Consider the following 14,317-nt stretch of genomic DNA (forward strand, 5'->3'; position numbering starts at 1 on the left):
GATCGGCGGCCATTCAAGTCGTCGATCCTTTGGCCGATACGCAGAGGCGAATGATCCCTTCCTCTGACGCCAGAACTATTCTCGGCCGATCTTTGCCCTGCAGGAGTTACCGGTGCGCTCCATCCTGGTCATCGAAGACAGCCCCATGGTCCTCAAGATTCTGGCGCACCTCTTTCGTCAGCAGCGTGACTTCGAGCCGGTATTCTGCGCCACCCTGGCCGAAGCCGAGCTGATGCTGGAAACCTCGGCCAATCTGTTCTTCGCCGCCCTGGTGGACCTCAACCTGCCCGATGCGCCCAATGGCGAAAGCGTCGATCTGGTGCTGCGCTATCGTCTGCCCTGCATCGTCCTCAGCGGTTCCTACGACGAGCGCCGGCGCGACGACCTGCTCACCAAGGGCGTGGTCGACTATGTGCTCAAGGAAAGCCAGTACTCCTACGAATTCGCCTTCCGGCTGCTGCGCCGGCTAGACAGCAATACCGCGGTCAAGATCCTCATCGCCGAGGACTCCGACGCCACCCGCAACTACATCCGCCATGTGCTGACGCCCCACCGCTACCAGCTGCTGGACGCCTGCGACGGCAACGAGGCCCTGCGCCTGCTGCAGGAGCAGCCGGACATCGACCTGCTGGTGGTGGACCACAGCATGCCCGGCCTCAGCGGCTTCGAACTGGTGCAGATGTTGCGGCAGAAGCTGCGCCGCCACGACCTCAGCATCATCGGCCTGTCGGCCGACGAAAAGGGTTCGCTCAGCGCCAAGTTCATCAAGCAGGGGGCCGACGACTTCCTGCGCAAGCCCTTCTGCCCCGAGGAGCTCAATTGCCGAGTGGTCTCGACCCTGGAACGGCGGGATCTCATGCGCGCCCTCACCCACGCCGCCCAGTACGATTCCCTCACCGGGCTGCGCAACAGGCGCGCCTTTCAGGATCAGGCCCAGGAGCTGTTCCGCCAGGCCGAACGCGAGGGCCACGCCCTGAGCGTGGCCATGCTCGACCTGGATCACTTCAAGCGCATCAACGACGAACACGGCCATGCCAGCGGTGACAGTGCCCTGGTGGTCTTCGCCCAGGCCTTGGCGCGGACCCTGCCCCAGGATCTCACCGGTCGCCTGGGTGGCGAGGAATTCGCCTTGGTCAGCCGGATGCCACCGGAGCAGCTGCTGCAGGCGCTGGACCTGCTGCGCCGCTACTGCCACGCCCAGAGCTATGCCCCCGGCGCCCCGCCGCTGTCGTTCAGCGCCGGCGTCTTCAGCGGCCTCGCCGACGACCTCGAAGGCTTTCTCCACGAAGCCGACCGGCGCCTCTATCAGGCCAAACGCCAGGGCCGCGGTCGGACCTGCCTGGTGCTCGAGGCCGACTAGGCCCGTGCCCCGGTTGGCGCCATTCGCCACAAGACATATGATGTCATACGATTAACCTGCCGATGCAGGTTGATCCGCATTGCCTCGTCTGAACAATAACAATCAAGGACCTGCACCATGCATGACTCCCTCCCGGGCCTCGCCCGGCTATTGTCACGTCGCCAGTTGCTCCAGAGCGGCCTGGTCTGCGGCGCCGCCCTCGCCCTGCCCGGTCTCGCCCGCGCCGGGGAACCCCTGAGCCAACGCTATCCCGATCCGCTGATCGAGATCCTCGACGACCGCTTCCTCGAGTTGCGGCTGTTCAACGCCAGTGTCGAACGCCTGGCCACCGGCCTGCGCTGGGCCGAAGGCCCGGTGTGGATCGGCGATGGCAACTACCTGCTGATGAGCGACATCCCAAACAACCGCATCGTGCGCTGGGATGAGGTCAGCGGCCGGCTGGACACCTACCGCGCCCAGTCGAATTTCGCCAACGGCCTGACCCGTGATCGCCAGGGTCGGCTGATCGCCTGTGAAGGCTCCACCACTCACGGCCTCGGGCGGCGGGTCACCCGCACCGAGCACGATGGGCGTATCACGGTGCTGGCCGATAGCTTCGACGGCAAGCCGTTCAATTCGCCCAATGACGTGGTGGTCAAGCGTGACGGCTCCATCTGGTTCAGCGACCCGCCGTTCCAGGCCAACAGCGACTACGAGGGTCATAGGGTCAAGACCGAGCAACCCGATGGGGTCTATCGCATCGACGGCGAGAGCCTGGCGGTGACCCGGGTGATCGGTGATCTCAACGGCCCCAACGGCCTGGCCTTCTCGCCGGACGAAAAGCTGCTCTACGTGGTCGAGGGCCGCGCCAAGCCCAATCGCCTGGTGTGGGCCTATACGGTCAGGGACGACGGCAGCCTGGGCGAGCGCCGCAAGCACATCGAGGCGCTGGAATACGGCGCCCTGGACGGCATCAAGTGCGACGTGGCGGGCAATCTCTGGTGCGGCTGGGGTAGCAGTGGCGCGCCGGCGGCCAAGCCCGAGGCGCTCGATGGCGTGCGGGTCTTCGATCCCAGCGGCAAAGCGCTGGGGCACATCCACCTGCCGGAACGCTGCCCCAACCTCTGCTTTGGCGGCCCGGAAGGCAACCGCCTGTTCATGGCCGGTTCCCACTCGCTGTACAGCCTCTACGTCAACATCCGCGGTGCCGGCCTCTAGCGGCTAGCGGGACTCGGGCGGCGACTGCTCGGCCAGGACGGTCAGGGAGTCGAGCACGCTGTCCAGGGCATAGGCCGCTTCGAAGCGCGCCAGATTCTGGGTGAGGTCGGCCAGGCTGGTGGTGATCCCCAGCCAGTTGCCCAGGCCGATCTGGCGCGCCGCTTCCGGCAGCGAACAACCGCCATCGCGGCGTTCCAGCCAGGCCAGCACCAGTTCCGGCGGGGTATCGGCTTCGAGGCCCAGGGTGCGCAGCAGTCGCAGGGCCTTGGCCTGTTCGCGGGGTGGCAGCCGATGGCGGGCCGTGGGGGTGGGCTGGTCGACGATCAGCGTCAACCGGGAGCCGGGGGTATCGGTCATCTGGACCTCTAGGGACTACACCAGAACCGTACGGCGCGAGGCCGCTTCATCGCCTCATGTTAGGCGAATAGTCTGGCCAATTGCCATCCCCGGGCCCGACCCTCGTCACCTGGAAAACGCCGTTCGGCCCCCTGCGCCCCTCAGCGCGCGGCGCGGCCCCGGCAGCGCTGCCAGCGTTCCTCCACCCGCTGGGCGAACCAGGCGGTGGTGAGGGTGCGGGTGATCTTGGGACTCTCCAGGGTGATGCCCGGCAGGATGGCGCGCGGCAGGCTGCGACCGGCCTTGCGCTCGGCCAGGGCATAGACCTTGGCATAGAGATCGGTCTTGGCGAAGTCCTCGGACTCCCCCGCCTCCAGGTCGTGGCGGATGGCGATGTCGCTCATGCCCAGGGCCGGCGCCAGGCGATTGACCACCCGCTCGGTCTCGCCCTGGGTCCGCGAACCGGGCACCACCAGATCGCCGTCCAGCGCCAGCTTCATCCCCGTGGCCCGGCTTACCGCACTCTGGAAGGCGGCATTGCGACTGGCGTACCAGCCGGCGTTGAAATCGGCGAAGCGATACAGCGGCGTGGCATAGTCCGCGGGATAGCCCAGCAGGTGCGCGGTGCCGAAATAGAGACCGCCCCGCCGGCTGAACACCTCATGGCGGATGGAACCCTCGCGCTCATAGGGATAGCCGCGGGCATGAGCCTCGGCGAAGTCGATGCTGACCTGCATGGGGCCGCCGGTGCGCACCGGATTGAAGCGCCCGAACAGCTGGCCTCCCAGGGGCACCATGGCGATGAAGTCCTCGAAGATCAGACTCAGCTCGCGCTCGGTTCGGGCACTGTCCAGGCGCTGGGCGTAGGTCTTGCCGGTGGGCGACCTGAGGTTGAGCGCGGTGCGCACCAGCAGTTGAGGCACATAGGCCCGCGCCGCACGCCTGTCGATCTCTTCCCGGGCGATCCGCCCCAGTCCCGGCACCGGCGGATCGACCTGGTAGGTGGATTCCTGCTCCGCCACCGCCAGCACGGCGCAGAGGTTGTCCGTGGAGGGCTCGAGGCCCTGGGCGCTGAAGGCGGTCTGGATATCGCTGGCCCAGCCCTGCCGATCCGCCACGCTGGCCGGCAGCAGCCGCAGGAGCTCGGCGCGCACCTCGGCCGGCGAACGGGTCGGACCCTGGGAGCTGGGCGTCAGGCTGCAACCGGCCAGCACCAGGGCAGCGGCCAGGGCGGTCCAGCCGCGCAATCGCGACAGGGTGGGCAAGGCGGGAACAGACGGCACGGCAGCAGCGGACACGGCGACTCCAGGGGATTCCTTTGGCCGCTTTGACCACGCCCTCGGCCAAACGGCTGCCCTGAATGCTAGATAACTTCTGGCTATATCGATGTAACCCTTTCATTGAACCAGAGCTGCCGGGTGGCTGGGATTCCCGGGCAAGTCCTACTAAAATGGTCGGACTTTAGTTCGAAGCTACCGGAACCATGATGCAGCAGACCTCTACCCTTTCCTCTCCTCGCCTGCCCTGGGCGGCCCTGTGGGCGACCTGCCTGCTCGCCCTGGGCATGCTCTTTCTCGGCCAGGCCGTGGGCGGCCGTCAGGCGCTCCTGCTGCTGCTCGGCGGCGCCCTCGGCCTGACCCTCTACCACGCCGCCTTCGGCTTCACCTCGGCCTGGCGGGTGTTCATCCTCGACCGCCGCGGCGCCGGCCTGCGCGCCCAGATGGTGATGCTGGCCCTGGCGGTGCTGCTGTTCTTTCCCGCCCTGGGCGCCGGCAGCCTGTTCGGCGAGGCGGTGCGCGGCAACGTCTCGCCGCTGTCCACCTCGGTGGTGGTCGGCGCCTTCCTGTTCGGCATCGGCATGCAACTGGGCGGTGGCTGCGCCTCCGGCACCCTGTTCACCGCCGGCGGCGGCAATGCGCGGATGCTGGTGACCCTGCTGTTCTTCGTCATCGGTTCGCTGATCGCCACCCAGCACCTGGGCTGGTGGTTCGCCCTGCCCGGTCTGCCGCCCACCTCCCTGGTGACCAGCCTGGGCGTGCTGCCCGGCATCCTGGTCAGCCTGGCGGCCTTCGCCCTGATCGCCGGGGTCTCGGTGGTGCTGGAGCGCCGTCGCCACGGCTCGCTGGAAGTCACGGTGCCCGGTGAACACCAGGGCGCGGCGCGCCTGCTGCGCGGCAGCTGGCCGCTGGTCTGGGGCGCCATCGCCCTGGCCATACTGAACTTCGTCACCCTGGCCCTGGCCGGTCGCCCCTGGGGCGTCACCTCGGCCTTCGCCCTCTGGGGCGCCAAGGGTGCCGGTCTGCTCGGGCTGGACGTCTCCGGCTGGGCCTTCTGGCAGCAACCGGCCAATGCCCGGGCGCTGGCCGAGCCCTTCTGGTTCGACGTCACCAGCGTGATGAATCTCGGCATCATGCTGGGCGCCCTGGCCGCCGCGGGGCTCGCCGGACGCTTCGCCCCCAGCCTGCGCATTCCCGCGCGGTCGCTGGTGGCGGCGGTGCTTGGCGGCCTGCTGCTGGGCTACGGCGCGCGGCTGGCCTATGGCTGCAACATCGGCGCCTACTTCAGCGGCATCGCCTCGGGCAGCCTGCACGGCTGGCTGTGGCTGGTGGCCGCCTTCTTCGGCAACAGCCTGGGCGTGCGCCTGCGCCCCTTCTTCTTTCCCGGCGAACGCCGCGTCGAACGCCTGACCGGCTGCTAGACCGGCAGGACCTGGCGACCGGGCGGCAGCGCTCCCGGTCGCTCCGGCAGGCTGATCACCCCGTACTGAGGCGCGCCGTGGTAGGTCTTCAGCGCCTGCATGACGAAGAGCAGGGCCGCGGTGCCCTGGTATTCGAACAGTCCCTGCAGCGGCCAGATGGTCATGAAGGCGAGGAATACCGCCAGGGTGAATTCCAGGTCGCGGCTCAGCTTGCGCGCCACCAGATAGTGGACCGCCAGGCCGATGGGAATCACCAGGATCGACAGGAAGCCGAAGCGGAACACGGTGCCGAAGATGCCGACGTCGGAAAGGAAGAAGTAGTCGCCGAAGATCGGCTTGAAGCCGTCGTTCCACATCAGGCTGAGGCTGCCGCTGGGCAGGCCGTTGTACAGCTGCAGGTGGTTGATGATCTGGGAAATGGTGTTTTCCCGGACGTTGTCGGTAGGGCCTTCCTGCACCGAGCGCGCATAGAAATCCAGGTTGAAGCCGAGGGTTTCCAGGAGGTGCGGATAGAGGATCAGCGGTGCGATGATGATGGCGCCGAACAGCGCCGGGCCGACCAGGCGCGCGCGCAGGGCGAGGATGGTGAACACCAGGCAGACCACGATCAGCTGGCGGGTCTGCAACACCACCACGATGGTCGCCAGAAAGAACAGCGCCAGCAGACCGTGCCTCAGCTTGGGCCGCAACTGGCCGTCGATGAAGGAACGCCCGCGACCGGCGAAGTAGATGCAGATGAAGTAGCCGAAGAAGATGGCGCCCGCCCCCGTGGAGGCCCGTCCGGGACGGCTGAGGTCCTTCACCTCCTCGCGCAGGTCCGGCAGCATCTTGAAGTAGGACAGCCAGCACAGCAGCGCCGAGAGCAGCCCGACCAGGATGATCAGATTCTCGAACTGCACGGCATTCAGCCGCTTGGCCAGGTAGAGCACCAGGAAGGCGCTGAAGCAGTAAAGCACCCGCCGCTCCTCGATGAGGCCGTAGACCAGCGGCTGGCCCCAGAACAGCTGGGCGAACACCGCCGGCAGGCCGACGAACACCGCCGTGGAAAACAGGCAGAAGCCCATCAGCAGCCGATAGTCGCGCTGCGGCCGATGCCAGGTGCTCAGGGTGAAGAGCGCGAAGAAACCCAGGCAGATCGCCAGGTACAGCTCGCCCACGTAGCGGATGCCCACCGGATTGGTCGGGCTCTGTTCGAAGACGCCGAACTGCAGGACCATCAGGCCACCCAGGGCCAGAAAACTCAGTCGATTGATCAGCGTACCCGGCATACCCGGTTTCCTCGCAGCACGTTCATGGATGGGGCGTTCATTGCAGGCGCCAGTCACCCTCGACCTTGGCGTAGGTCAGTTGGCGACCGTCCGCCAGACTCAGGCGGGCGCGGGTGTATTCGGGCAGGTCGACGCGGAAATCCCGGCCTTCCAGATAGAGTCCGCCACAGGCCCCCGGCTCGCCGTGGTAGTCCAGCGGCTGGCGCTGCAATTCGTGGATGCTGCGGTGGAACAGCAGGTTGGCGTAGCCGCGCACCGTCATGTCGGTGGAGATGAGGGTGCAGTCCAGGGCGACCTGGCCTTTCACCAGCCCGACCAGGGCCTGGTTCTGCCGGTCGATGGCGCCCCAGCCGGCATAGCCGGCGAGGTCCTGGCGATAGGTCTGGCCGTTCTGCAGGGCCGCGGCCACCAGCACCACGGCGAGCACGGCGCGCCCCGGGGTCTTCAGGGCCAGAAAGGCCAGGCCGAGCAGCAGCGCGGCGGGAAAGATGAATTTGAGGCGATCGAAGGAAAACTGGGTGGCATGCTGCAGCAGCAGCAGATTTTCCAGCAGCGGCACGCTGGCGGCGACCAGCAGCAGCGTGGTGCTGCGCGGCCAGTTCAGGCTCTTGCGCTTCCAGACCAGTACCCCCAGGGCGATGGCCACCGCGGCCAGGAACAGGCCGAAGGACAGTCCGTAGCCAGCGAAGAAGTCGGTCAGGTGGGCATTGTTCGGACTGCGGGCGAGAAAGCGCCGGGCAAAGGCCTTGAGCGTCGGCAACAGGCCCGCCGCCAGGCTGTAGTGCAGCAGCACCAGCAATCCGGCCAAAGCCGTGGCGAAGGCCAGGCGCCAGGCCATCCGCTGGCCTTCCGGCAATTGCCGGCGCTGCAGCCAGAACAGCGCGACCAGCCCGCCGCCGAAGACGTAGCCGGTCCATTCGGTCAGGGCGCCGAAGCAGATCAGGCCGGCCAGCAGCCAGCCCAGCCGCTGGCGCTGGCCGGCAGGCGCCTGCAGGTAGTGGAAGAGCGTCAGCAGACTGGCCAGCAGCAGCACCTGGTAGAAACTCTGCACCCAGTAGAGCAGGCCCTGGGACAGCAGCGCCTCGCGGCTGAACACTGCGATCAGGCAGCCCAGCACCGCGCTCGTGGCGGCCAGGCCGCGGCTGGCGCCGTGACTGCGCAGCACCAGGTAGAGCAGGCGGAACAGCAGCAACGCCGTGAGGGCGCCGAGGGCGGCGTTGAACAGCGCGAGGCTGTGCAGCGAAGGCGTCAGCCCCGCGGCCTTGAGGCCGAGATAGGGCGCAAGGAAGCCGTAGCTGCTGAAGCTGGTGTAGACGTAGTCGCCACTGTGGGTGGGGATGGTCGCGCCCCAGGACACCTGCTTGTCGTGACTGCCGCCCAGGGTCACCGTGGGCAGCCACCAGTGGCGGGTCACGCCGGATTCGTCCAGGGCATTGAGACTGAGCAGGACGTGATAGCTGGCTTCGAGATTCTGCGCCCCGGTGCCGTCGCGAAAATCCGGCAGGCGCCAGAGCAGCGCCAGCAGCAACAGCAGACCGACCACCAGACCGCCCAGCCAGAACGGCCACCGTCCCACCCGGACCCCGGGATGGGTAACGTCAGATACCACGCTCATTGTCCTGTCTCCTGACAGCCATGCAGTCGAGAACGCCGTCCAGGGCAGTGAAGAACCAGGCGCCCTCCTCCGCAGGCCTGGTACAACCGGTGCAAGACCGCCCACGCAGGCCAAGAGGCGCGTGGGCGGGTAACCGGGCTTCAACCGCTGACTACATTCAAGAAGCCGTCAGGAACACGCCGTTGCCAGGGGGCCGCGGCGTTTGCATTTGCTACCTGGGGTGCCTTCGCCAGCAAGGGCACGGGCACGAGCGACTCCGGAACACCAGGCGCTGGCCATGGCTTGTCGTCCGGAGACACGACAGGTCGCGAAGAAGACTGCCTTAGCACCTTGAAGCTGCCAAGCGGGCATCCGTCGCGTTCTGCACGGAGTGTCACATTTTTGGCTTTTGCTTTCGCTTAGAGTCGACGCAGCACTCCAGCCGACAAGGCGCGGATCCCCGATCCAGCGCCTGGCGTTCCCAGCTGTGCCCTGCCTGGTGTGACGATTTCGACCCCCGGTTCGCCGCGCGCTGCCCTCTCGCCAGCGTGCGGCTGCGACGGCTGTCCTTTCTCGTACCTGCCCCAAGGCCCGCTCCTGCATGGACAAGTCGCATCAGACGCTCCCCGCCGCCACCCAGGCCGCGGACATAGGTTTCGCCCGTTACTGCGCCGCGCTCTGGCGCCATCGCCGCAGCCTGCTCGTCTGCATCGTCCTCTGCACCCTGTTGGGCGTGGCCTATGCGCAACTGGCCGCGCCGCGCTATCAGGCGGTGGCGACGGTGCAGATCGAGTACCAGCGCGGCATCGTGCGGCTGGACGAAGCCGACAACGGCCGACCGCTGCCGCCGCCGGAAGCCATCACCGAGATGCAGCTGCTCACCTCGCGGCGGGTGGTCGGCGAGGTGGTGGACGCCGAGGGCCTGGACCTGAGCGTCACCCCGCGGCGCCTGCCGCTGCTGGGCGACTGGCTGGCGCGCCGCCACGAACGCGCGGGCACCGGGGTGGCCCCGCCGCTGTTCGGCCTCGCGCGCTTCGCCTGGGGCGGCGAACAGCTGACCATCGCCAGGCTGAGCGTGCCCGACGCCCTCTATGGCCAGCCGCTGACCCTCACCGCCGAGGCCCCGGATCGCTTCCTGCTGAGCGATGCCCAGGGCAAGCGCCTGCTGGAAGGTCGGCTGGGCCAGCCGGCCAGCGCCGGCGAGCTGCAGCTGGACATCGCCCAGCTGCACGCCTATCCGGGCACCGAATTCATCCTCGTCAAGCAACGCCGCGGCGTGGCCATCCAGGCGCTGCAGGAGCGGCTGATGGTCAGCGAGCGCGGCAAGCGCTCGGGCATCCTCTCGATCCAGCTGCAGGACACCGACCCGCAGCGGGCGCAACGCATCCTGCGCGGCATCACCGAGGCCTATGTACGCCAGGACGTGACCCGCAACGCCGACGAATCCACCCAGCAACTGGCCTTCCTGCGCCAGGAGTTGCCGCGGGTGAATCAGCGCCTGGCCGACGGCCGCCAGGCGCTGGACCGCTATCAGCGCCGCCAGGGCTCCATCGCCATCGGCGAAGAGGGACGCAGCCTGCTGCGCCAGGCGGTGGACCTCGATGGCCAGCTGTCGGCCCTGGAGATGGAGCGTCTCGGACTGGCCCTGCGCTTCACCACCACCCACCCGCTGTACCAGACCCTGCTGGCGCGCCGCCAGGTGCTCAACGGCGAGCGCCAGGCCGTGCAGCAGCGCCTGGCCAAGCTGCCCCAGACCCAGCAGGAGGTCCTGCGCCTGCAGCGCGACGTCGAGGCGGCGGACAAGCTCTATGCGCTGATGAGCAAGCGCATCCAGGAATTGTCGGTGGTGCGTGCCGGCACGGTGAGCGATGTGCGCATCATCGACAGCGCCTATACCCAGATCGCCCCGGTCTATCCCAAGAAGCCCCTGCTGATCCTTAGCGCTCTGCTCTTCGGCTGCCTGGCCGGGATGGCCTGGGTCTATCTGCGCGCCAGCCTGGAGCGCGGCATCGAAGACGCCGAGGGCCTGGAAAATCTGGGCCTGCCGGTGCTGGCGCAATTGCCGCTGGCGCCGAGCCGCCAACTCGGCGGCCCGCTGCAGACCTCACTCGACAGCGGCTACCAGGAGGCCCTGCGGATCCTGCGCACCAGCCTGGCCTTCGCCCGCACCGAGGCGCGCAACGACCTGCTGCTGATCACCAGCGCCAGCCCCGGCGCCGGCAAGTCCTCGGTTGCCATGCAACTGGCGCGGGTGCTGGCCGAAGGCGGGACGCGGGTGCTGCTGGTGGATGCCGACCTGCGGCGCGGACGCCTGCACCGGCGCCTGCAACTGGCCCGCCGCCCGGGTCTGGCCGAGGTGCTGGCGGGGCTGGCGACGCCCGAGCAGGCGATCCAGCCCTCGGCGATCCCCGGCCTGGATTGCCTGGTGGGCGGCGTCCGCCCGCCCAATCCGGCCGAATTGCTGATGAGTGCGCGCTGTACCGAGCTGCTGCGCGGCCTGCAGCAGGACTACGAACTGGTCATCCTCGACACCCCGCCGGTGCTGGCGGTAACCGATGCCGTGCTGCTCGCCGCCCAGGCCGGCACCTGCCTGCTGGTGTCGCGCCATGGCTGCAACACCGCCAAGGAAATCGAGGCCACCCAGCGCCAGTTCGCCCACAGCGGTCTGGTGCTCCAGGGTGCGGTGCTCAACGCCGTGCCGCCCCCGCCGTTCACCCGCGCCGCCCTGGGGGTCCTGACCGGCTGACGCCCACCTGGCCAGGCCCGGCACTATGCTGGCGCCTGGCCAGCTCCTGTCATCAAAGCTCAACACGGAGCCCCTAGGCTGCATCGACCTCCCGAGAACGGATTCGTATCGATGTCGTCCGCTCCCCTGCCCTCCGCGCGTGCCGCCTCCCGCCCCAGCCAACGCTGCGCCCTCGACCTCTGCACCCAGTGGCCCGCCGTCGAGGCCGAGCACACCAACGCCATGGTCATGGACCTGTTCAACGAACGCCGCGAGATCACCAGTCTCGCGGTAGTCGAGCACGACCGCCCGATCGGCCTGATCAACCGCGACATCTTTCTCTCGCAGATGAGCAAGCCGTATCACCGTGAAGTCTACGATCGCAAGAGCTGCATCGCTTTCATGGACAAGGAGCCGCTGGTGGTGGATGCCGGTCTGTCCATCGAGGAGCTGACCCGGCGCACCGTCGAGGTGGGCGAAAAGGCCCTGGCCGATGGCTTCATCGTCACCCGCGAAGGGCGCTTCGCCGGGCTCGGCCTGGGCGTGCAGCTGATGCGCATCGTCTCAGACCTGCAGGCCGAGAAGAATCGCCAGATCATGCACAGCATCGAATACGCCAGCGTCATCCAGCGCGCCATGCTGCGCAGCTCGCGCGAAGCCCTGGCGGTGATGGAACAGGACGCCACCCTGGTCTGGCAGCCGCGCGACGTGGTCGGTGGCGACTTCTATCACTTCGCCCAGCACGCAGACGGCTGGTTCGGTGCCATCGCCGACTGCACCGGCCACGGTGTGCCCGGCGCCTTCATGACCCTGATCGCCTCGGCGTCCCTGACCCAGGCCCTGCAACAGCTGGGACCGCGCGATCCCTCGGCGTTGCTCGCGGCGATCAACGCCAGCGTCAAGGCCATGCTGGGGCAGTCCGGCGGCATCTCCGAATCCAACGACGGCCTGGACCTGGCCTGCTTCTGGGTGGACAGAGGCAGTCACAGCCTGACCTACGCCGGCGCCCGCATGCCGCTCCACCTGCTGGCGCCCGACGCCGCGGACGTCCTGACCCTGGCGCCGCTGCGCCTGGGGATCGGCTACGCCGACAGCCCGCTCGACCAGTGCTGGCCGGCCACCACCCTGCCGTTGCCGCCGGGCAGCCTGCTGTTCGCCACCACCGATGGCCTGATCGACCAGATCGGCGGCCCGCGGCGCACCTCCTTTGGCAAGCGCCGCGCCCTGACCCGGCTGAGCGAATCGCGTGCGCTGCCCACCGCGGCCTTCTGTGAGCAACTCAGCGCGGACCTCGCCCACTGGCAAGGCGACGAAATGCGTCGCGACGACCTCACCTTCCTCTGCATCCGCGTGGCCTGACCGACATGACCGCCTCCTTTCCCGCGAACGGCGCCTTTCTCGACATCGCCCAGCAGCAGCACGTGATCTTCTATCACCGCGGTTATTTCTCCCATGGCATCGTCGCCGCCATGGCCGAGGTGGTGAAGCTGCAACTGGAGTTCGAAGGCATCAGCGGCGCCACCCGGCGCAAGCTGTTTTCTTCCTTCATCGAATTGTCACAGAACGTCCTGCATTATTCCGCCGATGCCCTGCCGCCGGACGCCCTGGCGGACACCAAGCTGGGCCAGGGCTCCGTCTGTATCACCCGCCAGGACGGCAACTACCAGATGCTCTGCGCCAACCCCATCGCCAGCGACAAGGTCGACGCCCTGCGCGAGCGGCTCGAGCCGCTGTGCAGCATGTCGCTGGATCAGATCAAGCAGGCCTATCGCGAATCCCTGCGCGCCGAGACCCCGGCCGACAGCAAGGGTGCCGGCCTCGGCTTCCTGACCATGGCGCGCGATGCGAGTGCACCCCTGGAATTCGCCTTCCATCCCTCGACGCAGACGCCGGGCACCACCCTGTTCTGCCTGAAAGCCATCATCTGACAGGGACCCCTACCTCGTATGGACACCATGTTCATCGCTCCCACCGCCACCTCTCCGGAGGTGGATTTCCGTTTCGCCGAGGACGAACTCTGGCTCAAGGGCGAATCCTTTCCGGAAAACGCCGCGGCCTTCTATCTGCCGGTGATCGAGTCGCTGCGGGCCTACCTCGACCAGCGCCGGGACGCCCGCATCCGGGTGCACGTGGCCCTGGCCTACTTCAACAGCTCCAGCACCAAGATGCTGTTCACCCTGTTCGACGCCCTGGACCAGGCGGCCCAGGCCGGCAACCGGGTGGAGCTGCACTGGTACTACGATGCCGAGGACGAGACCATCCAGGAATTTGGCGAAGAACTGCGACTGGACTTCCAGGCGCTGACGTTCATCGAACATCCCGAGCTGCCGGCATGACCGCCAGCGTCAGGCGCTGCAGCCCGGCCGAGGCGGGCCCCGACCTGTTCGAGCAGGAAGCCGGGGTGCTGCAGGCGGCGCGCGCCCTCTATGGGGCCGACGACGCCGATGCCGAGCGCTACCGAGCCGCCCTCGGCGACCTGACGCTGCACTTCGAACGCCTGATGCGCGAGACCCGCCGGCTGATCGCCCGCAGCGATCGCGCCGAACGCGAGATGAATGCCCTCAACCAGCAATTGCAGACCCTCAGCCAGCAGCTGGAGTACCGCGCCACCCACGACGCCCTCACCGGGATGCTCAATCGCGGCGCGGTGATCGACCAGGCCGGCCAGGCCCTGCGGCAACGGGGTGGGGCCATGATCGTGCTGGACATCGACCACTTCAAACGCATCAACGACGAGTTCGGCCATCCCGCCGGCGATCGGGTGATCCAGGCCATCGCCCGCTGCCTGCAGGAGCTGGTCCAGGCGCCGGCCATCGTCGGTCGGGTGGGTGGCGAGGAATTCACCGTGCTGCTCCCGACCCTGGCGCGGGACGAGGCCCTGGCCATGACCGAACGCCTGCGTCTGCGCATCGCCCGGGAGAAGACCGGCACAGCACCGGTGACGGCCAGCTTCGGCCTCAGCCTCAACCTGCCGGGGACCGACTTCGAGCTCGCCTACGGCCTGGCCGACGCGGCGCTCTACCGGGCCAAGCGCGCGGGGCGCAACCAGGTGGTGCTGGCCGACTGACCACCGCGATCAGTCAGCCCCACGCCCTTCTTCCGGGCACAAAAAAGCCGCTGCGCCGGGGAGGCACAGCGG

12 protein-coding genes are annotated in these 14,317 nt (G+C 67.9%); 8 read left to right on the top strand and 4 right to left on the bottom strand.

Going from position 1 to position 14,317, the window contains the following annotated elements; all coding sequences use genetic code 11:
• Positions 1–112: 112 nt before the first annotated feature.
• Entirely contained in the window at positions 113–1,360 is a 1,248-nt protein-coding gene (locus OXS31_RS05010; RefSeq protein WP_027602525.1) for a diguanylate cyclase, read from the top strand.
• A gap of 117 nt (positions 1,361–1,477) precedes the next feature.
• Complete coding sequence (locus OXS31_RS05015) at positions 1,478–2,557, top strand: SMP-30/gluconolactonase/LRE family protein (RefSeq protein ID WP_267398200.1); 1,080 nt, start codon at positions 1,478–1,480, stop codon at positions 2,555–2,557.
• 3 nt (positions 2,558–2,560) lie between these two features.
• Here the strand turns inward: OXS31_RS05015 and OXS31_RS05020 are convergent, their stop codons facing one another.
• On the bottom strand, positions 2,561–2,914 hold the full coding sequence (locus OXS31_RS05020; RefSeq protein WP_007159597.1) for a hypothetical protein: 354 nt from the start codon (positions 2,912–2,914) through the stop codon (positions 2,561–2,563).
• A gap of 140 nt (positions 2,915–3,054) precedes the next feature.
• The gene (locus OXS31_RS05025; RefSeq protein ID WP_145249771.1) at positions 3,055–4,149 is read right to left on the bottom strand and encodes a DUF1615 domain-containing protein; all 1,095 of its coding nucleotides are present in this window, start codon (positions 4,147–4,149) and stop codon (positions 3,055–3,057) included.
• 308 nt (positions 4,150–4,457) lie between these two features.
• On the opposite strand from OXS31_RS05025, the gene OXS31_RS05030 reads away from it, so the two are divergent.
• Positions 4,458–5,591 (top strand): YeeE/YedE family protein, encoded by a 1,134-nt coding sequence (locus OXS31_RS05030; RefSeq protein ID WP_267398229.1) that lies wholly within the window; start codon positions 4,458–4,460, stop codon positions 5,589–5,591.
• Here the strand turns inward: OXS31_RS05030 and OXS31_RS05035 are convergent.
• Together OXS31_RS05035 and OXS31_RS05040 are read right to left on the bottom strand one after the other, a co-directional pair.
• Positions 5,588–6,859 carry a hypothetical protein gene (locus tag OXS31_RS05035; protein ID WP_027597144.1) on the bottom strand — a complete coding sequence of 424 codons (1,272 nt, stop codon included), beginning with the start codon at positions 6,857–6,859 and terminating at the stop codon, positions 5,588–5,590. The genes OXS31_RS05030 and OXS31_RS05035 overlap by 4 nt on opposite strands.
• Positions 6,860–6,896: 37 nt before the next feature.
• A complete protein-coding gene (locus OXS31_RS05040; protein WP_267398203.1) occupies positions 6,897–8,474 on the bottom strand; it encodes a hypothetical protein in 1,578 nt (525 codons plus the stop codon).
• Positions 8,475–9,054: 580 nt separating this feature from the next.
• Here OXS31_RS05040 and OXS31_RS05045 point away from each other — a divergent pair.
• The 5 genes from OXS31_RS05045 to OXS31_RS05065 all read left to right on the top strand — a co-directional run bounded on the left by OXS31_RS05045 (position 9,055) and on the right by OXS31_RS05065 (position 14,245).
• A complete protein-coding gene (locus OXS31_RS05045; RefSeq protein WP_044341444.1) occupies positions 9,055–11,199 on the top strand; it encodes a polysaccharide biosynthesis tyrosine autokinase in 2,145 nt (714 codons plus the stop codon).
• A gap of 111 nt (positions 11,200–11,310) precedes the next feature.
• Positions 11,311–12,537: a SpoIIE family protein phosphatase gene (locus OXS31_RS05050; RefSeq protein WP_027597147.1), complete on the top strand. Its 1,227-nt coding sequence runs from the start codon at positions 11,311–11,313 to the stop codon at positions 12,535–12,537.
• 5 nt (positions 12,538–12,542) lie between these two features.
• Complete coding sequence (locus OXS31_RS05055; RefSeq protein WP_074583828.1) at positions 12,543–13,106, top strand: SiaB family protein kinase; 564 nt, start codon at positions 12,543–12,545, stop codon at positions 13,104–13,106.
• Between the two features lie 18 nt (positions 13,107–13,124).
• Positions 13,125–13,514 (top strand): DUF1987 domain-containing protein, encoded by a 390-nt coding sequence (locus OXS31_RS05060; protein ID WP_007159605.1) that lies wholly within the window; start codon positions 13,125–13,127, stop codon positions 13,512–13,514.
• Positions 13,511–14,245, top strand: coding sequence for a GGDEF domain-containing protein (locus tag OXS31_RS05065; protein ID WP_044341440.1), 735 nt, complete (start codon positions 13,511–13,513; stop codon positions 14,243–14,245). Before OXS31_RS05060 ends, OXS31_RS05065 begins: the two co-directional genes overlap by 4 nt.
• Positions 14,246–14,317: the final 72 nt, after the last annotated feature.

Source organism: Pseudomonas sp. GM_Psu_1, assembly GCF_026544185.1.
In the GTDB taxonomy this organism is placed as follows: domain Bacteria; phylum Pseudomonadota; class Gammaproteobacteria; order Pseudomonadales; family Pseudomonadaceae; genus Chryseomonas; species Chryseomonas oryzihabitans.